The following is a 21,452-nucleotide window of genomic DNA, read 5'->3' on the forward strand; positions in this document are numbered from 1 at the left end:
CCCCTCGATGACACGTGCCGTCCGCCCAAGGCCCGATCCGGTCATCAGCGTCGTCATGCCGGTGTATAATGGCGCAGCCTTGTTGCCCGCCACGCTCGACAGCCTCGCCGCGCAGTCTTTCACCGATTTCGAGGTGATCGTCGTCGACGACTGCTCGACCGACGCGACCCGCGCCTGCGTCGCGGGCTGGTCCGATCCGCGCGTCAGGCTGGTGGCGATGCCGGTCAATGGCGGCCCCGTGCTGGCGCGCAACGCCGGGGTCGCTGCAGCGCGGGGCCGCTATATCGCCGCGCTTGATGCCGATGATCTGTGCCGCCCCGACCGCTTTGCCCGCCAGGTCGCGTATCTGGAGGCGAACCCGGCGACCGTGCTGCTCGGGACGGCGGCGGACCTGCTCGTCGACGGCGTGATCGGGCCGTCCGAGCATGCCGCGATTACCACGCCGATGCTCATCGACTGGCTGACGGGAATCGAGAACCCGCTGATCTGGTCATCGGTCATGATCCGGGGCGACCCGGCGCGGCGGCTCGATCCGTTCATGCGGCCCGAGTGGCTCTATGCGGAGGATTTCGACCTGTATCAGCGGATCCGCCGATTCGGCGCGATCGCGCGCCTCGACGAGCCGCTGATGGTGTACCGCGTGCACGCGGGCGGAGTATCGAAGCGGTTCACCGAGCGGATGGAAACCGTGGCTGCGGCGATTCTGGCCGAGCGGCATGCGGATCTGTTCGGCGAACAGGCGGACCGGATCGCGGCGCTGATCGTGGCGCACATCCTGGCACGGCGCGCGGTGCGCGATCGTGCTGCGTTGACGACGCTGGGCAGCGCACTGGGGGCGATCCAGGCCGAGTTTCTCGCACGGCATCACTGTTCGGGGGAGGATCGCCGGCTGATCCGATGGGAAGCCGCGCGGCGCTGGCGCGGTGTCGGGCGGGCCGGCCTGCGCGCGGGGACTTTGGGGGTCGCCGACCTGCTTGCCGCACGGCCGGCGCATCTCGGGCTCGGCTATGCCGGGCTGCCCGCGCTGCTATGGTCCGGGGCGATCGGCGGCGTACGCCGCGCGATGCGCCAACCGGCGCGCGTGCCTTAGACCTTGGCGGCGAAGATCATCCGACCCTGACCCAAGCGGGCAAACACCTGATCGAGATCCTTCTCGCCGACCGCGAAGCAGCCCTGGCTGCGGCCGAGCATGCCGTGCGACGCGATCATGTCCTTGTTCGCATACCAGGCCGAATGGACGACGATCGCCCGACCGAGTGCGTTGTTGTTGGTGCGATCGAGGCCGATCAGCCGCTGCGACCGACCATGTTTGCCGACATAATAATCGTCGGTCACGAAGGCGCCTTCCGACGACGCATTCGAGCCGAACGCGTTCGAGAAGCGCTCGAGATAGCCGGTATGCGCCGGGTCCGACCCGCTGCCGTGCGACACGAGCAGCGACGTGCTGCGGCCGCTGGCGAGGTCGACGAAGTGGAACCGCGGCTGGGACGACGAGGCGGTGAAGTCGGCGATCGCGATCCGGTCGTGATGCGGGATCCGGCTGCCGTTACGACCCAGCGCGGCCATCGCCTGGCGCAGCAATTCGGGGCGCACGACGCGCGACGACGAAATCGGCATCGCCGGGGAACGCGGCAATGGTGGCTGAGTCATCGGCTTCAAATCGCGTGCCGTAAGACGTTGTGTTGCAGATACCGCACTCGGAACTGCAAGTGCACCGGCCAATACAAGACCGTTCTTTAGAATGGCACGACGATCTCGCCGTGCGCCCTGTTCATCGTACATCGAAATTCCCGAAAAACCCCAATCCCGTGACCCTCTCTATAGCGTAGAAATGATGAACATTCCTCAACCATTTCCACCAGTTGTCGTGATGTTCCTTCTGTCCGCCCCGGGAAGGAGGCAGTTCGTCGTAGGCGCGTGCGCGGCGGGGTGACTCTCCGGCTGGCCAGCGGCGTCGGAGCGGGTTGCCATATCAGGCGACACGATCGGTCCTGACGCGGCACATCCGATGCGCGGTCTTCGGGCGTTTCTATGGGAAGTACGGGCGCGCATCGTCGTGCGCGCACGGTTCAGCGTGGGGGCGTTTCGCCCGTAGCGGCAATCGGCAGGCCAAGCTCGACGAGTCGCGAGCGGAAGCTGGCGGCATCGGTGAAGAGCACCGATTCGATCTCTAGCGCGCGTGCGGCGGCGATATTGGCCGGATTGTCGTCGACGAACACCGTCTCGTCCGCACGCACGCCGAATCGATCGAGCGCGAGCCGATAGATGGCGGGGTCGGGCTTCACCATCTTCTCGTCGCCCGACACGACGATGTCGCGGAAGCGGTCGAACATCGCCGATTCGCGCGCGCGAAACGGCGGCCAGAATTCGTGGCTGAAATTCGTGATCGCGAACAGCGGTACGTCGGCGGCGTCGAGATCGCGGACGAGTTCGTGCATCCCCGCAATCGCCGGGCCGATACTCTCGTTGAAGCGCGGGCCCCAGACGGCGATCAGGTCGGCATGCTGCGGATGCAAAGCGGCAAGCTCCGCCGAGGTGTCGGCGAAGTCGCGACCAGCATCATGCTGGAAATGCCAGTCGATCGTGACGACATCGCGCAGGAACGCGTCGAGCGCCCGATCGTCATCGATCAGGCGCTCGTACAGGATCCGGGGACCCCAATCGTACAGGACACGACCGACGTCAAAAATGACGCTGGTCTTCAGGGGTTTAGCCCTGTCGTGCCTTGAAGCGACGGTTGGTCTTGTTGATGACGTAGGTACGGCCACGACGACGGATCACGCGGTTATCGCGGTGACGATCCTTGAGCGACTTCAGGGAATTGCGGATCTTCATGATCGATTCGCTTCTTTTCAAATCTAGGTGTGCGGAAAGACGGGATCGCCTAATGGCGGGGTGTGTCCAAGTCAAGCAACAGACGCACTCGATCCGGCCGGGAACCCTCCCGGCCGGTCTAAGCGTTACTGTAGCGCAACATTCTAAGGAAGTCCCGATGGCGGTTCGTTCGATCATGGTTCTCGCGCTGGCGGGCGCATCCCTCACGGCCTGCGCGACCGGTCCGTCGCTGCCGCCGACCGAGGTGTTGCGCTATCACCTCGGCGAGCCGCTCGACCGCGGCACGATCGCGGTCCAGCCGCTGACTGCGGGCGCACCGGCGAGCCTCGAGTTCAAGAGCTATGCCGCCGCCGTGCAGGGCCAGCTGATCAAGGTCGGGTACAACCCGCCCGCGCCGGGGACGAAGCCGCTGCTGGTCGCGACCGTCGCCTTCACGCGTACCACCCAGGCGGGGCCGCCCAAGCGGTCGCCGTTTAGCGTCGGGATCGGCGGCGGTGGCTTCAGCGGCGGCCGGGGCGGCGGCGGTGTGGGGCTCGGCGGCGGGGTCGGCTTCCCGATTGGCGGGGGCGGCCGCGATGCGATCCTGGTCACCGAGATGGCGGTGACGATCAAGCGGTCGCTCGACCAGTCGCCGGTCTGGGAGGGGCGCGCGCAGACCTTCGCCGACGCAAGGAAGCCCGATGCGACGAGCCAGATCCAGGCCGAAAAGCTCGCCAGCGCGCTGTTCGCGGGGTTCCCCGGCGAGTCCGGTCGCACTATCCAGGTGAAATGAACGATCGCCCGATGACCGCCGCCGCCACCACGCCTCTCGCCATCAACGCCGCCTTCGATGGCGGCAATATCCGCCTCGTGCGGGTCGATGGCGACCGGATCGACCTGGAAATCGTCAAGGACCGCGACTCCGACTATTTCCAGTGGTTCTACTTCCGCGTGGCGGGGGGGGCGGGCCGCACGCTGACCTACCGGATCCTCAATGCTGGTAGTTCGGCCTATCCGTTCGGCTGGCCCGGCTACAAGGCGCGGGCGAGCACCGATCGGCAGGCGTGGCGGATGATCGAAACGCGCTACGCCGATGGCGTGCTCGAATTCGACTTCACCGCCGAGACCGACCTCGCCTGGTTCGCCTATTTCGCGCCGTACACGATGGAGATGCATGCGGCGCTGATCGCGCGGACCGCCCTGCTGCCGGGCGTCACGCACCGCGAGCTTGGCCAGTCGCTCGACGGGCAGGCGATCGATGCCTTCACGATCGGCACCGGGCCCAAGCAGGTGTGGATCTATGGCCGCCAGCATCCCGGCGAATCGATGACCGAATGGTGGATGGAGGGCGCGCTGGAGCGGCTGACCGATTCGGCCGACCCGGTGACCGCGACGCTGCTGGAAAAGGCGACGTTCCACGTCGTGCCGAACATGAACCCCGACGGCACGTACCGCGGGCATCTGCGCACCAATGCAGCGGGGGTGAACCTCAACCGCGAATGGGCGACGCCGAGCGCGGAAAAGAGCCCCGAGGTGCTGTGCGTCCGCAACGCGATGGACGCGACCGGCGTCGACGTCGCGATGGACATTCATGGCGACGAGGCGATCCCGGCGAACTTCATCGCGGGCTATGAGGGCATCCCGTCCTGGACGGATGCGCATGGCGAGAAATTCTACGATTATGGCCGCCGTCTCGCGGCGCACACGCCCGACTTCCAGACCGAGAAGGGCTATCCCAAATCCGCGCCCGGCACCGCCAATCTGTCGATGTCCACCAACCAGCTTGCCGAGCGCTTCGGCGCGGTGTCGATGACGCTCGAGATGCCGTTCAAGGATCACGACGCGAATCCCGATGCCGAATATGGCTGGTCGCCGGAACGGTCGAAGCAGCTTGCGCATGCCATGCTCGAGACGCTCGCGGATGTAATCGACGCGATCTGATCCCTAACCGTCAGCCTGACTTTCGTCAGGATGACGGTTAGGGGGGCAAACGCCGCATTTCCATTTTGTCCCTCGCCATTGCAGGAGCCCGCATGCCCAAACTCGTCCTGATCCGCCACGGCCAGTCCAGCTGGAACCTCGAAAACCGTTTCACCGGCTGGTGGGACGTCGACATGACCGCCAAGGGCGAGGCCGAGGCCAAGGCGGCAGGCGAGCTGATGGCGGCCAAGGGGCTCGATTTCGACCAGACCTTCGTCAGCCTGCAGACGCGTGCGATCAAGACGCTGGACATCGCGCTCGAGGCGATGGGGCGGCTGTGGCTGCCGGTCGAGAAGGACTGGCGGCTGAACGAGCGGCATTATGGCGGGCTCACCGGGCTCGATAAGGCCGAGACCGCGGCCAAGCATGGCGACGCGCAGGTCCATATCTGGCGCCGCAGCTTCGACGTGCCGCCGCCCCCGCTCGAGGATGGCAGCGAGTTCGACCTGTCCAGGGACCGTCGGTATGACGGCATCGCGATTCCGAAGGCTGAAAGCCTGAAGGACACGATCGATCGCGTGCTGCCCTATTGGGACGCGCGGATCGCGCCGGCGCTCAAGGATGGGCAGCGCGTGCTGATCTCGGCACACGGCAATTCGCTGCGCGCACTGGTCAAGCACCTGTCCAACATCCCGGACGACGAGATCACGAGCCTCGAGATTCCGACGGGTCAGCCGATCGTGTACGAACTGGACGCGGACCTGAACGCGACCGATCGTTATTATCTGAGCGAGCGGTAAGCCTTTCTTCTCGAAGGCCGGGGCCCAGTTGGAAAGGTCGCAGTAACGGGGCGCCGTGCTTCGTTAACGGCATCCCCCAACTGGACCCCGGCCTCCGCCGGGGAGTGCGGTCGGAAATGGTGGCAATCGCGTTTGCCGGTCGATCCGTACGATGCCACCAACAGCGTTGCCCTCGTCCCCCCGCGTCGCTAGGCACGGCGCTTCCTGAAGCGGGGGGCGAAATTGGCTCTAGTCGGCATCATTATGGGCAGCACCTCCGACTGGGAGACGATGCGCCACACCGCCGAGACGCTCGATGCGCTCGGTGTCGCGTACGAGACCAGGGTCGTGTCCGCGCATCGGACCCCGCAGCGGCTCTACGACTATGCGACGACCGCCGCCGATCGGGGCCTGAAGGTTGTGATCGCGGGCGCGGGCGGCGCGGCGCATCTGCCCGGCATGGCGGCCTCGATGACGCACCTGCCGGTGCTCGGCGTGCCGGTAGAATCCAAGGCGCTGAAGGGCATGGATAGCCTGCTATCGATCGTCCAGATGCCGGGCGGCATCCCGGTGGGCACGCTGGCGATCGGCAAGCCCGGCGCGATCAACGCGGGGCTGCTCGCCGCGGCGATCCTCGCGACCGCCGACGATGCGCTGGCCGAGCGGCTGAAAGCCTGGCGCGCCGCGCAGACCGACTCCGTCGCCACCGACCCAGCCTGAAAGACGCCGACATGACGCCGCTTCCCCCCGGATCGACCATCGGCATCCTTGGCGGAGGTCAGCTCGGCCGGATGCTTGCCACCGCCGCGGCGCAGCTCGGCTATCACACGCATGTGCTCGCCCCCGACCAGGAAAGCGTCGCCGCGCAGTCCGCCTCGACGATGACGCGCGCCGATTATCACAACCGCATCGTGCTCGCCGATTTCGCCGACGCCTGCGACGTGGTGACCTATGAATTCGAGAATATCGCGGTCGAGCCGGTCGAATGGCTCGCCGACCGCGTTCCCGTGCATCCGAGCCCGCGCGCCTTGCGGGTGGCGCAGGAGCGGATCGGCGAGAAGCGCTTCGTCGAGAGCGTCGGTGGCCGGCCCGCGAAATGGGCGGCGGTCGACAGCCTCGCGAGCCTGCGCGAGGGACTGGCGCGGGTCGGGACGCCTGCGGTGCTCAAGACCGCGCGGTTCGGCTATGACGGCAAGGGGCAGGTGAAGATCGACGCGCCCGAGGGTGCACAGGACGCTTGGGATGCAATCGGCGGCCCCGCGGTGCTCGAGGCGTTCGTGCCGTTCGAGCATGAATTCTCGATCCTGATCGCGCGCGGGCTGGATGGCAGCATCGTCCGCTACGCGCCGCCGCTCAACCTCCACCGCGATGCGATCCTGCGGCACTCCACGGTGCCCGCGCCCGCCGCGGTGCTGGCGCAGGCGGACGAGGCGGCGGCACTCGCCGAGCGGATCGCGACCGAGCTCGACTATGTCGGCGTGCTGGCCTGCGAATTCTTCGTCGGCGCGGACGGGCCGGTGTTCAACGAGATGGCGCCGCGGGTGCATAATTCGGGGCACTGGACGATCGAGGGCGCCGAATGCTCGCAGTTCGAGAACCATATTCGCGCGATCTGCGGTTTGCCGCTCGGCGCGCCGACGCTGACCGGGCGCGAGGCAACGATGGAGAACCTGATCGGCAGCGACGTGGATCGCTGGCGGGACCTGCTCGCCGAACCGGGCGCGCATCTCCACCTCTACGGCAAGGGGACGGCGCGGCCCGGCCGCAAGATGGGTCACGTCACGCGGGTGCGGCGCTAGGCGCGGCACCCGCTGCGCGTCACTTCGCCGGGGGCTTGCCCGCGAGATCCTGAACCGCGTGCGCCAGCTCGATCCACATCGCGCCTTCGGGAATGACATATTCATTCTCACCCCAGAAGAACGGCCAGTCCTCGTGATTTTCGGGAAAATCGGGTTTCACGATCAGGACACCCGGCACCACGCCGCCGGCGATGAACGAGAAGTCGGCGCGGTTGTTGCCGTAGGCGACCTCCTTGGATCGTGTCCCGACGCCCGACACGAACGAGATGTCCGAACCGGGGTGATGCCCCAGCAGGAACTCCGCACCGCGGAACACCGGATCGGCGGGCATGATGTCGGGAAACGCCTTGTGCAGCGCATAGGCGTTCAGCGCACCAGCGATCACCGTGCCGCTTCCGGCCCAGCCGCCCGTCGTGATCGGCACGCCGAACGGGTTTGCCGCGGCGGCCTTGACCGTCGCCGCCGCATAGGCGCGGACCGCGGGGATCATGCCCTCGCGATAGCTTTGCGGCATGAGCGGGATCGCGGCGACGGCGTCGCGCAGGTTGAACGCGAAGCGCCGCTCCATCGCCGGCCATAGCGTCTGGACCGCGGTGGCATAGCGCGGGTCGCGGGTCGTGCGCAGCAACTCGACAGCGGCGGCGAACCGCTCCGAGTCGAGCGGGCCCCCGGTGGTGTTGCCATGCTGGTACAGGTCGGGGGCATGCGTCTGCTCCTCCGCCCAGACGCGCGTCGCGATTCCCAGCGCCGTCTTGGCCAATGCCGGATCGGCTTCGGCAAGGGAGCGCGATGCGGCGGCGAGCGCGGCGATCGAGCCATAATTGAGCGCCGAAGCCTTGGTCGTGAAGGCCCAGCGATCGTCGGGCGTCCCGCGGCGGCCACCGCGTTCCTCGCCGAGCTTCAGCGCCGGATCGTGGATCAGTCCGTCGGTCTTGGTCGATGCGTCGCCGAGATGCGTATATTGCGCGACGTCGGGCTCGACGATGCCGTGAATCGCATGGCCGACCGCATCGAACTGGGCAACGAGCTGCAGCGTGCCGTGGCGGATCTGCTGGAGCAGATCGGGCGTGCCGTCGGGGACGTGGATCTCGGTCCGGCGACGGGTCCAGTCGACCGCGGTCGTGTCGCGCGTGGGGCGCCATTGCTCCCAAGTGTCGACCAGCGACCGAACGACCTGATATTGTGACTGGGTGCGGATGTCGAAATCGCCAGCGTCGAACCAGCCGCCGACCGCGAGACCGGGGATATGCTCCCCCGGCTTGTACTTTGTATCGGTGGTCGGACCCTGCGCGTAGAGATCGATATGTTCGTGGTTCAGCGGCGCCTGGCGCGCATCGTCGCGGTGCGCGTCGCCATGCCACACGCGATAGCCCTCGTTCACGTACATGTGATCCATTGCGACGGGGAAGTAGACGTCGAGCGTCGGATGCCATGCGCCCGCATAGACGTCGTCGGCGATGCGGAACGGCGCGGTGCGCGTTGCGCCATATTCGAGCATGTAGAGCCCGGGCTGGCGGACGTCGCTGAAGTCGAGCTGCCGGTAATTGTAGCGCAGATAATCGCCCCAGCGGGTCGCCGGTGCGGTCTTGACCGCGGTCGTGCTGCCATCGGTGCCGACCCGGAGCAACCGCGCCGGTGCCGTCGTGCGATCGTTGCGATCGAGCTCGATCGTCGCGACCTTGCGTGCGCCGGGGGCATAGCCGAGCTGCGAATGCGCGATCACGGGCGCGCGCAGCCAGCCCGGGACGCTGTTCGGCTGGACCTCCCATTCGAGCACGGTCCCGGTTCGCCCGGCGGGGATGAGCGAGCGGAGCACGAACCAGCCATTTTGCGCCTGATTACGACCGTCGAACAGCTGCACCGGCGCGCTCGAGCGGATCGTCACGCGGCGGGCGGGATCCTCGGGCGCGAGGACTAAGCGGGTGCCCTGCGCAATGGCGTTCGGCTCTGCGCCCGGCCCCTCGGCGCGACCGCTCGCCGCATTGCGCTGTGGCGTCGCGGTCATCGTGTCGGCGGGGTGCAGCGGGAAGACGCCGCTGCGATCGTCCGCGATATAGCCGTGGTGAAAATAGGCGGCGGGGAGGAATTCGAGGTTGAATCCCGCCTTGCCCGCAAGCGCCGCGGGAACGGGCGCGTCGAGGATCACCGCCAGCGCGACGGCCGCGCCCTTGGTCGAGGAGCGGATCCGGTATCGCCAGTTATAGTCGGGATATTCGAGCGTGACGGTGACGGTGCCGGCCGCGCGATCGACCTGCCGGTCGACGAATCGCGCGGTCGCATCCCATTGCCCCGGCGTGGCGGACAGGCGCACGTCGCCATTGGTCGCGATCCGTTCGCCCTGCTGGATGATCTCGACGCCGCTGATCTTCGAATCGGCGAACAGCCCGTCATACCAGTTCGAGAAGACCAGCACGTTGACGGCCGGCGCCTCGTAATAGCCCGCCTCGCCAAGCGTCGGTGCAACCGCGTCCGGGCGCGCGGCCCGACCTGTGTGGGCAGGCGCGATGCGTGGTCGTGCGGTGGCATCCTGCGGGGCTGCGGCATCGCGCGGCAGCGCGCGCGCCACGCCGGGCGTCGCGGTCGAAACCAGTGTCCCCAGCAGGCAAAACCAAGCCGTTCCCGTCATATACCCTCTCCCAAGTCCCGGTATCGCCGATTGCTGATCGGTCAATCTTACTCAGACTATAGCGCTAACTTTCGACGGCGCTACCATGTCATCAGGCCTTGGAAAGCCAGCCGATACGCGGCTGGACATGATAGCGGTATCGACTTACGTTCCCGCCTTACGAGCAGGGCAGGCATCGGGCGAAGGCGCCGGTGGATCGACCCGATGCCGTGGCGGAGGGAGAGAGATGACGGGGCTCATCATCGATCGGCGTCGTGCACCGCGGGGATCGCTTGTGCACTGGGCATGCGTGCCGTTGCTGGCAGGCCTGTCGCCCGGCACGGCGGCGGAGCCTTTGGCGACGCTAGGTCCGGACTCAATCGCCGTCGTGGCGGATCCCCAGACTGCGGCCAGACCGATACCACCTGCGCTGGCGCCCTATTTCACGGCGGTGCCGGACGCGGCGACCACGCCCGATCGCGACGGCTTTCTGCGCCGCTGGCTATTGCTCGAACCGATCGCCAAACCCAACCGCACGAACACCGGCTTTACCGCCACCTATGTCCGGCAGGCCCTGGCCGCATCCCAGCCTGGGTCGCCGGCCGCAATCCCGAGGGACGGGCAGATCAAAGAGGCCGCTGCGCTACTGCGCTGGCATGCACTTGATTCGAAGGGGTTTGACGTCAAGCTGTTCGACTTCGCCAAGGCACTGGGGGCGCCGACCTATGGCGTGATATTCTGGGCGGTGACGATCGTCGACAGCCCCCGCGAGCAGCGCGACGTCCGCCTGGCGGTCGGTTCGAACGCGGCATCGATCTGGTGGCTGAACGGCACCGAGGCGGTCGGGCTGTTCAACGACCGTCGCATGGTGATGGACGACGTGCTGTCGGATCGCCTGACGCTGCGCAAGGGACGCAACGTCATCCGCGGCGCGGTGATCAACGGCCCCGGGCTGAGCAGCTTCTGCGTCCGCTTCGTCGACGAAGCCGGCCGCCCGATCACCGATCTGACGACCCATGTTCGATAGCCCCCGTCGCGATACCGCGGTTCGGCAACAGGGAGGTCTCCGGATGCGGTGCGGACTGATCGCGGTGTGCCTCGGGTTTGCGGGCGCAGCGCCCGCCGCCGCGCAACTGGCGGGCGAACCCTTCATTCACGATCCCTCGACGGTCACGCTGTCGGACGGGAAATACTACACGTTCGGCACCCGCGGCGGCGGGCTGGTGTCCGAAGACGGCTGGACCTGGCGTGGCGGCCCCGAGCGGCCGGGCGGCGGGGTGGCGCCCGACGTCATCAGGATCGGCGACCGCTATTACGTCGCCTATGCGGTCGGCGGCGGGGGCATGGGGGGCGGCCATGCCAGCCAGGTCAAGATGATGTGGACGCTGTCGCTCGATCCGGCATCGCCGCGTTTCAAGTTCCACGACATCGGCGTCGTCGCGTCGAGCGACGGTGTCGAGACCGCGGATGCGATCGATCCTGCGTTTCTCTACGCCGAGGGGCGGTTGTGGCTGACCTACGGCACCTATTTCGGCCCGATCCGGATGATCGAACTCGACCCGAAGACGGGACTGCGCATGGCGGGCAACGTGCCCGTCGACGTGGCGATCGACATGGAGGCCACCGCGATGCTGTATCGCGACGGCTATTATTATCTGCTGGGGACGCACGGCACGTGCTGCGACGGACCCAATTCGACCTATCACATCCGTGCCGGCCGGGCGCGCAGCCCGCTTGGCCCCTATCTCGACCATATGGGGATCCCGCTGCTGCGGGGCGGCGGCAAGATGGTCGTCAGCGCGCGCGGTCGCCGCATCGGACCGGGGCATTTCGGACGGATCGCGCTCGCCGGCGGGGTCGAGAAGCTGTCGCTCCATTATGAAGCCGACATGGATCGCAGCGGTCGGAGCGTCCTTGCGATCGAACCCCTGCGGTGGACGGGCGGCTGGCCGGTCGTGGGCGAGACGGTGGCGCCGGGCACCTATGAGATCGCCTCCGAGCGCAGCGGCTATGCCTTGAGTCTGGCGACCGATAGCGTCCGCATTCCGTTCGACGTCCGCCGCAGTTTCATGGCCGCCGCGACCGATCCGGTCGGGCCGATCCCCGACCAGACGCTGGCTCAGGATTCTGCCGACTGGCCACGCGGGCGGATCCGGGTGGATCTGGCGGACTATCTGGTGCGGCCGCATCAGTTGTGGACGATCACGCCGGTGCCCGCGGCGGGGGGCTATTTCGGCGCCCCCTATTACCGGATCGCGATCGCAGGCACGTCGCGCATGCTCGCCGCCACCCCGAACGGGGAGGTCGAGACGATCACCGCCGCCACCGCAGGCGCCGAGCCCCTATGGCAGATCGATCAGCTCACCGACGGCAGTTACCGGATCAAACCGAAAGCCGTGCCGGGCGACGGGCGCGATCTCGCGCTGGTCGCGATCGGTGCGAGCACGCCGACCCTTGCGGCATTCGATCCGGCAAGCCCGGCGGGACGGTGGACGTTCAAACGACCCTGATACGGCCATCGGTCACCAACCGCGGTTGACGGATGCGTAGAGTCGACTACTCCTACTATTAACTTCAAAAGACGGGGCTTCGCCAAGGGGCCGAAAGGGAGAGCATGAACCGGATCAGTCCTCGCATCGCACGGTCGTGCGCCATCCGCCCTCGTCGCGTGGGACGCATCACCGCCGCGTCGCTGCTCGCGCCGCTGATCCTTGCCGGCACGGCCCTCTCCGGCGGCGCCGCAGCGCAGACCCTGTCGGCGGAGACGGCCAGTGCGACATTGCAGGCCGACAAGCCCGGCCCGCAGATCCACCGCGACGTGTTCGGGCAGTTCGCCGAGCATCTCGGTCATGGCATCTATGGCGGCATCTGGGTCGGCAAGAATTCGCGGATCCCCAATGACGGCGGCTACCGGCGCGACGTGCTCGCGGCGATGAAGGCGATCAACGTGCCGATGGTGCGCTGGCCCGGCGGCTGCTTTGCCGACGAATATCACTGGCGTGACGGGATCGGCGCGACCAAGTCGCGGCCGACCAAGGTCAATACCAACTGGGGCGGCGTCAACGAGGATAACAGTTTCGGCACGCACGAATATTTCGGGCTGATGGACCGGCTGGGCGGCAGCACCTATGTCTCGGCCAATGTCGGCAGCGCACCGCCTGCCGAGACCGCGCAATGGGTCGAATACATGACCGCGCCGCAGGGTACCACGGTGCTGGCCAAGGAGCGCGAGCGCAACGGCCACGCCGCGCCGTGGAAGATCCAGTATCTCGGCATCGGCAACGAACTATGGGGCTGTGGCGGCAACATGCGTGCGGAATATGCCGCCGACCTGACCAACCGCTATGCCCAGTTCGCCAAGTCCGCCAACGGTCCGATGCTCAAGATCGCGAGCGGCCCGAGCGATTCCAACTATGAATGGACCGAGGCGATGATGCGCATCGCCGGCAAGAATATCGACGGACTCGCGCTGCATTACTACACGCGTCCGCGCGACAAGAACTGGGCCGACAAGGGGCCGGCGCTGGGCTTTGCCGAGCGCGAATGGGCAAGCACCATGGCGCACACGCTGCAGATGGAGGAGTTCATCACCAAGCATTCGGCGATCATGGACAAATATGATCCCGCCAAGCGCGTGATGCTCGCGGTCGACGAATGGGGGACATGGTATGACCCGACGCCGGGCAGCAATCCGGGCTTTCTCGAGCAGCAGAATTCGGTGCGCGATGCGGTCGTCGCGGGGCTCAACATCAACATCTTCGCGCGCCATGCCGACCGGGTGAAGATGGCGGCGATCGCGCAGATGGTGAACGTGCTGCAGGCGATGCTGCTGACCGACGGCGCCAGGATGGTGAAGACGCCGACCTATTGGGTGTTCGACCTGTACAAGCCGTGGCAGGGCGCGACCTCGTTGCCGATCACGCTGACATCGCCCTGGTATCACAAGGACGAGGTGGCGGTGCCCGCGGTCAGCGCGTCCGCGGTGCGCGACGCGGCAGGGCAGGTGCATGTCGCGCTGGTCAACCTCGACCCCAATCGGGCGATGCCGGTCTCGGTCGCGATGACGGGGTTGCAGGCGACCCAGGCGAGCGGCCGGATCGTCACCGGTCCGACGATGGACGCGCATAACAGCTTCGATTCGCCGGATGCGGTGACCCCGCAGCCCTTTGCCGATGCCCGGATCGCGGGCGGGACGCTGAGCGTGACCGTCCCGGCAAAGTCGGTGCTGGTGCTCGATCTGCGCTGACCGGCCGGCCGGGCATGACGTGTTCGGCAGTGACGATGGATGGGGGATGCGATGCGGAGTCGTGGTGGAACGTGGCTGCTGGGTGCGGCGCTGGGGCTGGCATCGATCGGGAGTGCGGGCGCGCAGGTGAAGACCCCGGCGCCCGCGGTCGTGGCGGGGGCGAAGGCCGTCACGGTCGAGCGCATCACCGTCCATTCCCCCGCCATCACCGGCAATCTGGAGGGGAATAGTCCCGACCGCGCGGTCATCGTCATCCTTCCGCCCGGCTACCGGACCAGTCCGGGCAAACGCTATCCCGTGGTCTATGCGCTGCACGGCTATTCGATCGGCGTCGAGCAATGGATCGGCGAGATCCATGTGCCGCAGACGATCGAGGGGGCGTTCGCCAAGGGCGTCCGCGAAATGATCGTCGTGCTGCCCGACAGCAAGACGGTGCACAACGGCTCCTTCTATTCGCGGTCGGTGACGGTGGGCGATTTCGAGGCCTTCGTCGCGCACGACCTGGTGGCCTATGTCGACACGCATTACCGGACGATCGCGGATCGTCGCAGTCGCGGCCTCGCGGGGCATTCGATGGGTGGCTATGGCACCGCGCGGATCGGGATGAAGCATGCCGATATTTTCGGCGCGCTCTACATGATGAGCCCCTGCTGCCTGTCGACGCGCGCGCTGGGCACCCCCGATGCCGCGGTCGAGGCCACGATCCGGGCGCTGAAGTCGCCCAACGACGGCGCGACACTGCCCTGGGGCGTGCGGGCGCAACTCGCGACCGCCGCCGCCTGGTCGCCCAATCCCAAGGCCCCGCCGCTCTATCTCGACCTGCCCGTCAAGAACGGCCAGCCCCAGCCCGACGTGACCGCGCGCTGGGCCGCCAACGCCCCGCTCGCCATGCTCGACCAATATGCCGGTGACCTGCGCCGCTATGCCGCGATCGGGATCGACGTGGGGGACCGCGACGGATTGAAGGATGACGCGGTCAAGTTTCACGAGGCGCTCGACCGCTACGGTATCGCCAACAGCTTCGCGATCTATCCGGGCGATCATACCAGTGGCGTTGCGGGACGTGTGCAGGACCAGATGATGCCGTTCTTCGCGCGCGCGCTGGCGTTCGGCAAATGAAGGCGGGATCGGCGTTCGCCGCTGGCCTGCTCCTCGCGACCGCGGCCTCGGCGCAGGTCTGGCGGTCGGATCAGGGCGATGGCAGCTACCGCAACCCGGTGCTCTATGCGGACTATCCGGATCCCGACATCATCCGCGTCGGTCGCGACTATTATTTCGCGTCGACGACCTTTGCGAACACGCCGGGGATCACGATCCTGCACAGTCGCGACCTGGTGAACTGGACGATCACGTCGCATCTGGTGCCGCGTCTCGAGGGTCGGCCGCAATATGACCTGGTCGGCGGCAATGCCTATCGCAAGGGGCTCTATGCCTCGAGCCTGCGCTATCACGCGGGTACCTATTATCTGGCCAATACGCCGGTCGGGCAGAATACGCGGATCTGGTATGCCAGGGACGTCCGCGGCCCGTGGCGCTACCATGAGCTCGATCGCCAGGCGTTCGATCCCGGCCTGTTCATCGAGCCCGACGGCCGCGCCTATCTCGCCACCGCGAGCACCGCCGACGGGACGATCACGCTGCTGACGCTCGACCGCGCGCTGGCGCACGTCACGGCATCGCGCAAGGTCCATTATATCAAGGGGGCCGAAGGGTCGAAGCTGCTGCGGCGTGGCGACTATTATTATCTGTTCAACGCGCTGCCGCCGCGGCTCGCGCTCTCCGTATCGCGGTCGCGCAGCCTGTTCGGGCCGTGGGAAACCCGCGACCAGATCGACGACACGACCGGCGGGCATCAGGGCGCGCTGGTCGATCTGCCGGACGGGCGCTGGTTCGGGTTCGTGATGGAGGATAGCGGCGCGATCGGGCGGATGACCAATATCAGCCCGGTCTTTTGGCGCGACGACTGGCCGGTCTGGGGTACGCCCGCCGCGCCAGGCCGCGTGCCGCGTCAGGCAGCCAAGCCAATCGCGGGCCATCGCTTTGCCGAGCCTGCGACGTCGGACGACTTCGGCGGGCGGCTGCTCGGGCTGCAATGGCAGTGGAACCATAATCCCGACCCGGACCGCTGGTCGCTTGCCGCACGCCCCGGCTGGCTGCGATTGCGCCCGACCGTGGCGGAGCGGTTCTGGTCCGCGCGTAACACACTGACGCAAAAGGGGCAGGGGCCTGCGAGCCGCGGCGAGGTGAAGCTTGATATCGCTCGTCTGGCACCCGGCGATCGCTGCGGCTTTGGCACCCTGGGACAGATCAGCGCGAACCTGACCGTGACGCGCGACGCGAACCGCCGGGCACGGGTCGCGATGGAAGTGACGACGGACCGGGTCGAGGGCGCGCAGACCGAAACGCGTGCCACCACCGACCTGCCGCAGGGCGATACGCTGTGGCTGCGCACCGACATGGATTTCACGACGAGCCGGGGCCGGGTCGCCTATAGCGCAGACGGTGTTCGCTGGACTGGCCTCGGCGGTGACTTCCCGCTCGCCTTCGCATGGCAGACCGGGACGTTCCAGGGCGAGCAGTTCGCGCTGTTCTGCTACGCACCCGCCTGGAGCGAGGGCTGGGTCGACATCGACAGCTTCCGCCTCTCGCGACTGACACCGTCGGGCAACGCGCCACGGTAGGCGAAGGCCGGTCGCAGCCTATCGCAGCAGCGCCGCCTCCGCCCAGGCGACGGGTTGCGTCGCGGTCGAGGTGCTGCCGCGAGCGACGAGTTCGACGATCCGCACCCCCTTGATGTCCGCGCGCAGCGGCGCGGCGACCATGCCGAACGCCATCGCCGGCGAGGTCGCGAGCAGGCGCCCGTCGCCCCAGACCTCGAACGTGACCGTGCCTGCCTTGGGGGTGCCGGAATCGTTGACGCCGACCTTCGTCGCGAAGCGCGTGAACCCGGCATTGCGCACCTCGAGACGCGACTGGCCGAGCACGCCGAGCCCCGTGTCGAAGTCCGTCCCGGCGATCCGCAACAGCTTGCCATAGGGTGCCCGGTCCGCCTCGGCCCCACCCCAGCCGCCATATTGCGGATGCTCGCCCGGGCCGTGCGTGCCGATCCAGGGGGTGATCGAATGGTGGATGGTCGGATCGGCCTGCGGCGATGCGACCCCGTCCACCGCCGGATTGACCCGCCCGGTCTGTTCGGAAAGATAGAGCCCGTCGGCAAGGCGCCGGGTGCCCGCGGCGCGGAATACGCGCGTCTCGTGCGGGGCCAGCGACAGGGCCATGTCCTTGCGGAAGCTGCTGTCCGCCTTGCTCCACAGGTCGCGCAGGCGGACATCGGTATCGGGGCGCAGCTTGAGATGCTCGGCGGTCAGCGTCGCCTTGGCGGGCTGCGCGGTCCGGTTGACGACGGCGACGCCCTTGCTGCCGTCGGCCAGCGTCTTGACGAGGATCTGCACCTCGTCCGAGTCATAGGCGAGCACCGCCTGGTTGCCGGCCGGGTCCTGGTTCAGCCCGACGATGTCGGCATTGCCGAAGATCGCGAGCAGATCGGGCGTCAGCTTGCGCAGGTCATAGCCGATGATCAGCGGCGAGTTCAGCATCGCCCAGAGCGTGAAATGCGCCCGCGCCTCGACGAGATGGCTGCGATCGAAATCCCCCGACCCGACGAACAGCATGTCGGCGTCGTTCCACGACCCGGGATGCGCATAGAGCGCACGGTGCGTCACGGTGTCCATATTGGTCAGCATGCGCGGCCAGAGCGGCTGGATGTCGTCGCTGGTGCGCGAGGTGTTGCCGACGTCCTTCCCCCAGGCGCGCACGTCGCCCGCGCCCCACAGGCACAGCGAATAGACATAGGGCCGTCCCCCCGCCTCGGCGCGGATCGCCGCCCCGACATCTTCGTAGAGGCGGCGGATACCCGCCACGTCGGACCGGCCGAGCGACTGCATGTCGACCAGCGGCGGCAGCGCGCGATACAGGCCCGATCGCACGCGCGGCGCATCCGCGGGCAGCCCCCGGATACCGCAGGCATCGACCTTGATGAAATCGAAATTCCAGTCGCGGAAATAGGTCTTCATGTCCTGATCGACATGGCCGTAGAGCCCGACTTCGCGTTCGGCGACGCTGCCTTCGGGCTGGTTCTTGAAATCGGGGGTGTAGATCTGTCCGCAGCTGTTGCGGCCGATGTCCGAATAGATCCCGGCCTTCAGCCCCATCGCGTGGAGCCGGTCGGTGAGCGGGCGGAAGCTCGTGTCGGGGCCGGTCGCCGCAGACGGGAAGTGGCTGGTACGGATGATCATCCGTCCGTCGGGCTGGCGGCGCTTGAGCCACCAGCCGTCGTCGATATTGACGTAGCGATAGCCGAGCGTTGCCAGCTTCGTGTCGACCAGCGCCTGCGCGGAGGCGAGCACCTTCTCCTCGTCGACATCGCTGTTGAACGCGTTCCACGAATTCCAGCCCATCGGCGGGACGGGGGCGTGGCCATCGGCGTTCGCGCTCCACCGGCCGGTCGCCGCAAGCGGATCGCGCGGGGCGGCGTGGGCGGGCGAGGCGGCGGCACCGGCGAACGCGAGCGCGGTGCCGAGCAGCAGGATCGAGCGGGCGATCATAGCGGCAGCGCCGCGGAAGCGCGCGCGGTGAAGCGTGTCGTCGCGCCCGGAGCGCCGGTGCCGGGCTGGCCCGACCCCAGCGTCACGCGGTACGTGCCGGCAGCGACCGATCGCGTGCCGTCGAGTGCGACCGAACTCAGGTCGCGCGGCGAGAGGTCGAAGCTGAGCATGCGGGTTTCTCCGGGGGTGAGGTCGACGCGGCGAAATCCGCGCAACGCGATCCGCGGCGTGCCGGGCCGGTCGGGAAAATCGAGGTAGAGCTGCGCGACTTCGGCGCCCGCGCGCTTGCCGATATTGCGGAGCCGCGCGGTGACGCGGATGCCGGTCTCCGCCCCGCCCGGCGCGGGTTCGACCCGGACCGAGTCATAGGCGAAGCGCGTGTAGCTGAGCCCCGCCCCGAACGGATAGACGGGCGTGCCGGTGAAATAGCGATAGGTGCGCCCGGCCATCGCATAGTCGCCGAACGGCGGCAGATCTGCGACGCTGCGGTAGAAGGTCAGCGGCAGCCGGCCCGACGGATTGGTCCGGCCGGTCAGGATATTCGCCGCGGCGAGCCCGCCCTGTTCGCCCGGATACCAGGCCTCGAGGATGGCGGCCGCGTGATCCTTGGCCCAGGCGAGATTGATCGGGCTGCCGTTCATCGCGACCAGCACGATCGGCTTGCCCGCGGCGCGTGCCTGTTCGAGCATCGCGATCTGGTCGGCGGGAAGGTCGAGCGTGGTCTTGTCGCCGCCGGCGAAGCCCGGGACGCTGACGCCGGTTTCTTCGGCTTCGAGATCGGAGGTGAGGCCGACGACCGCGACGACGATGTCGGCGGCCGCGGCGGCGCGTTTCAGCGCGGCGCTCGGATCGTCCGATACGCGTTTCCAGACGAGATCGACGCCGCCGCCGTCGACCTCGATGCGGTAGCGTCGCCCGGCGGTGAGCGTGAGCGTCTTCATCCCGGGCAGATCGTTCCAGCGCGCCTTGCGACGGTCCGACACGACCACCCCGTCGACCGCCAGCACGCCGCCCGCCCCCGACAGGCCGAGGCGATAGGTGCCGGTTTCGGGGGGAATGAGAAATCCGGTGCGGATCGTCCGGTGCACGTCCGCGACCCCGGCGAGCGCGAGCTGACGGTCGCCGACATCGGGTTCGATCCGGGTCACGACGGGGGTGTCCCGATAGCGCACCGCCGCGACGATCGCGTCGCGCGTGCCGGGGGCAAAGGCGGCAGGCAGCGGGGTGACCGGGTTGTAATAGCGTGCGAGCACGCCCGGCTTGCCGTCGGGGGTCTGCAGCGCGGTGGTCGGAACGCGGTCGCCATCGGTGACGGACTCGCCGAACGGGACCAGCGTGATTCTGTCACTGCCGAGCGTCGTGCGCAGGCCGTCGACGATCGAGACGGGCGGTCCCGACAAGGGCGATGCGTAATTGCCGCGCAACACGCGCGTGGCGTCGCCCAGCGGCCCGATCACCGCGACCTTCGTCCCGGCGCGCAGCGGCAGGACGCCGTCATTCTTCAGCAATACCATCGACCGTTCGGCGGCGGTCAGCGCGAGCCGGCGATGCTCGGCGGCACCGACCGCGTCGACCGGCACCGCCGCGGGCGCGCCGGCCAGACCGGGCAGATCGCCGGTGCGGTAGCGCGCCGCGAACAGGCGGACGAGGCTGCGGTCAATATCAGCCTGGGTGACGAGGTCGCGCTGCAACGCGGTGCGATAGCGGGCGTCGAGCCCCGCCGTGTCGCTCAGCGTATCGCCGCTGCACTCATTGTCGACACCCGCGCGCAGTGCCGCGGCGACCGCGGCCGCGCCATCGGGGGCATATTTGTGGTTGTCGGCAATGTCCTTCACCGCGTCGCAATCGGACACGACATAGCCCGAAAACCCCCAGGCGCCGCGCAGATGCGTCTTGAGCAGCGGGTCACTGGCACAGGCGGGCTGGCCGTTGATGCGGTTATACGCGCACATGACCGACCCCGCCTGTCCGTCGACGATTGCTGCGCGGAACGCCGGCAGGAACGTATCCTCAAGGTCGTGCGCGGAGACATAGACATTGGCCTGGTGCCGCGTGGCTTCCGGCCCGCTGTGGACGGCGAAATGCTTCGGCGTGGCGATGACCTGCGGGTGCTCGGGATCGGGGCCCTGCAGGCCACGGACGAAGGCGACGCCCATCGCCGCGGTCAGGACGGGATCCTCGCCATAGGTTTCCTGCCCGCGCCCCCAGCGCGGATCACGGAAGATGTTGATGTTGGGGGACCAGCTGTCGAGCCCGGTGCCGATATGCCCGACCCGCCCGGTTTCGCGCGCCAGCGTGTGAAGCCCGCGGACCTCGGTGCTGATCGCGCCGGCCACCGCCTCGACGAGCGGCGCATCGAAGCTCGCGGCCAGACCGATCGGCTCGGGAAAATTGGTCGTCGCGATCGGCCCCATCGCGCCGTGGAGCGATTCGGTCCACCAGTTATAGGCTGGAATGTCGAGCCGCGGGATGGCGGGCGCGACGTTGAGCAGTTGGGGCAGCTTCTCGTCCGCGCGCAGCTGCGCGACGAGCGCGGTGGCCATGACCGTGGCTTGGTCGGGCGCGGCCGGGCTGGTCTGCGCAGCGACCGGGGCCGCGACGAGCGCGATTGCAAGCGCAAGCGACGGGCGGGTCGCCGCGCGCCGGGTGGGTATCGAACTCTTGCGCATCATCGTCTCCCCCATG

The 21,452-nt window shown here is 67.7% G+C and carries 17 protein-coding genes; 11 read left to right on the forward strand and 6 right to left on the reverse strand.

Translation table 11 applies throughout. The features are described 5' to 3' along the window. Positions 1-7: 7 nt before the first annotated feature. A complete protein-coding gene (locus tag C8J24_RS08070) occupies positions 8-1,090 on the forward strand; it encodes a glycosyltransferase family 2 protein (RefSeq protein WP_107931617.1) in 1,083 nt (360 codons plus the stop codon). On the opposite strand, the gene C8J24_RS08075 is transcribed toward C8J24_RS08070, so the two are convergent. The 3 genes from C8J24_RS08075 to ykgO form a co-directional block, all read right to left on the reverse strand. Next, entirely contained in the window at positions 1,087-1,782 is a 696-nt protein-coding gene (locus C8J24_RS08075; protein WP_031439528.1) for a murein L,D-transpeptidase catalytic domain family protein, read from the reverse strand. The two genes, C8J24_RS08070 and C8J24_RS08075, sit on opposite strands and share 4 nt — an antisense overlap. 287 nt (positions 1,783-2,069) lie before the next feature. Beyond that, complete coding sequence (locus C8J24_RS08080; protein WP_107932690.1) at positions 2,070-2,705, reverse strand: HAD family hydrolase; 636 nt, start codon at positions 2,703-2,705, stop codon at positions 2,070-2,072. Between the two features lie 4 nt (positions 2,706-2,709). Then, positions 2,710-2,835, reverse strand: coding sequence for a type B 50S ribosomal protein L36 (gene ykgO / locus C8J24_RS08085; protein ID WP_003046794.1), 126 nt, complete (start codon positions 2,833-2,835; stop codon positions 2,710-2,712). A 157-nt stretch (positions 2,836-2,992) separates the two neighbouring features. Here ykgO and C8J24_RS08090 point away from each other — a divergent pair, with 157 nt between their 5' ends. The 5 genes from C8J24_RS08090 (at position 2,993) to C8J24_RS08110 (ending at position 7,312) form a co-directional block, all read left to right on the forward strand. Further along, the gene (locus tag C8J24_RS08090) at positions 2,993-3,607 is read left to right on the forward strand and encodes a hypothetical protein (RefSeq protein ID WP_107931619.1); all 615 of its coding nucleotides are present in this window, start codon (positions 2,993-2,995) and stop codon (positions 3,605-3,607) included. An 11-nt stretch (positions 3,608-3,618) separates the two neighbouring features. Next, complete coding sequence (locus C8J24_RS08095) at positions 3,619-4,755, forward strand: M14 family metallopeptidase (RefSeq protein WP_107932692.1); 1,137 nt, start codon at positions 3,619-3,621, stop codon at positions 4,753-4,755. A gap of 92 nt (positions 4,756-4,847) precedes the next feature. Continuing rightward, positions 4,848-5,534, forward strand: coding sequence for a 2,3-diphosphoglycerate-dependent phosphoglycerate mutase (gpmA, locus tag C8J24_RS08100; RefSeq protein WP_107931622.1), 687 nt, complete (start codon positions 4,848-4,850; stop codon positions 5,532-5,534). Positions 5,535-5,777: 243 nt separating this feature from the next. Next, positions 5,778-6,233: a 5-(carboxyamino)imidazole ribonucleotide mutase gene (gene purE / locus C8J24_RS08105; RefSeq protein ID WP_056408927.1), complete on the forward strand. Its 456-nt coding sequence runs from the start codon at positions 5,778-5,780 to the stop codon at positions 6,231-6,233. Positions 6,234-6,244: 11 nt separating this feature from the next. Next, positions 6,245-7,312, forward strand: coding sequence for a 5-(carboxyamino)imidazole ribonucleotide synthase (locus C8J24_RS08110; RefSeq protein ID WP_031439532.1), 1,068 nt, complete (start codon positions 6,245-6,247; stop codon positions 7,310-7,312). A gap of 19 nt (positions 7,313-7,331) precedes the next feature. Here C8J24_RS08110 and C8J24_RS08115 read toward each other — a convergent pair whose 3' ends face one another. Then, complete coding sequence (locus C8J24_RS08115) at positions 7,332-9,938, reverse strand: glycoside hydrolase family 9 protein (protein WP_107931624.1); 2,607 nt, start codon at positions 9,936-9,938, stop codon at positions 7,332-7,334. A gap of 226 nt (positions 9,939-10,164) precedes the next feature. Between C8J24_RS08115 and C8J24_RS08120 the strand changes: the two genes are divergently transcribed. The 5 genes from C8J24_RS08120 (at position 10,165) to C8J24_RS08140 (ending at position 16,844) form a co-directional block, all read left to right on the forward strand. Then, positions 10,165-10,944 (forward strand): acetylxylan esterase, encoded by a 780-nt coding sequence (locus tag C8J24_RS08120; protein ID WP_244180568.1) that lies wholly within the window; start codon positions 10,165-10,167, stop codon positions 10,942-10,944. A 43-nt stretch (positions 10,945-10,987) separates the two neighbouring features. Next, positions 10,988-12,427: a family 43 glycosylhydrolase gene (locus C8J24_RS08125; RefSeq protein WP_107931626.1), complete on the forward strand. Its 1,440-nt coding sequence runs from the start codon at positions 10,988-10,990 to the stop codon at positions 12,425-12,427. 104 nt (positions 12,428-12,531) lie between these two features. Next, positions 12,532-14,163, forward strand: coding sequence for an alpha-N-arabinofuranosidase (locus tag C8J24_RS08130; RefSeq protein ID WP_107931628.1), 1,632 nt, complete (start codon positions 12,532-12,534; stop codon positions 14,161-14,163). 51 nt (positions 14,164-14,214) lie between these two features. Then, positions 14,215-15,282 (forward strand): alpha/beta hydrolase, encoded by a 1,068-nt coding sequence (locus C8J24_RS08135; protein WP_107932694.1) that lies wholly within the window; start codon positions 14,215-14,217, stop codon positions 15,280-15,282. After that, positions 15,279-16,844 carry a glycoside hydrolase family 43 protein gene (locus tag C8J24_RS08140; RefSeq protein WP_107931631.1) on the forward strand — a complete coding sequence of 522 codons (1,566 nt, stop codon included), beginning with the start codon at positions 15,279-15,281 and terminating at the stop codon, positions 16,842-16,844. Before C8J24_RS08135 ends, C8J24_RS08140 begins: the two co-directional genes overlap by 4 nt. Before the next feature lie 18 nt (positions 16,845-16,862). Here C8J24_RS08140 and C8J24_RS08145 read toward each other — a convergent pair whose 3' ends face one another. Beyond that, positions 16,863-18,767: an NPCBM/NEW2 domain-containing protein gene (locus C8J24_RS08145; RefSeq protein WP_107931633.1), complete on the reverse strand. Its 1,905-nt coding sequence runs from the start codon at positions 18,765-18,767 to the stop codon at positions 16,863-16,865. After that, on the reverse strand, positions 18,764-21,439 hold the full coding sequence (locus tag C8J24_RS08150; protein WP_244180570.1) for a glycoside hydrolase family 3 C-terminal domain-containing protein: 2,676 nt from the start codon (positions 21,437-21,439) through the stop codon (positions 18,764-18,766). The genes C8J24_RS08145 and C8J24_RS08150 overlap by 4 nt, the downstream gene beginning before the upstream one ends. Positions 21,440-21,452 lie beyond the last annotated feature (13 nt).

Source organism: Sphingomonas aerolata, assembly GCF_003046295.1.
Classification (GTDB): Bacteria; Pseudomonadota; Alphaproteobacteria; order Sphingomonadales; family Sphingomonadaceae; genus Sphingomonas; species Sphingomonas aerolata.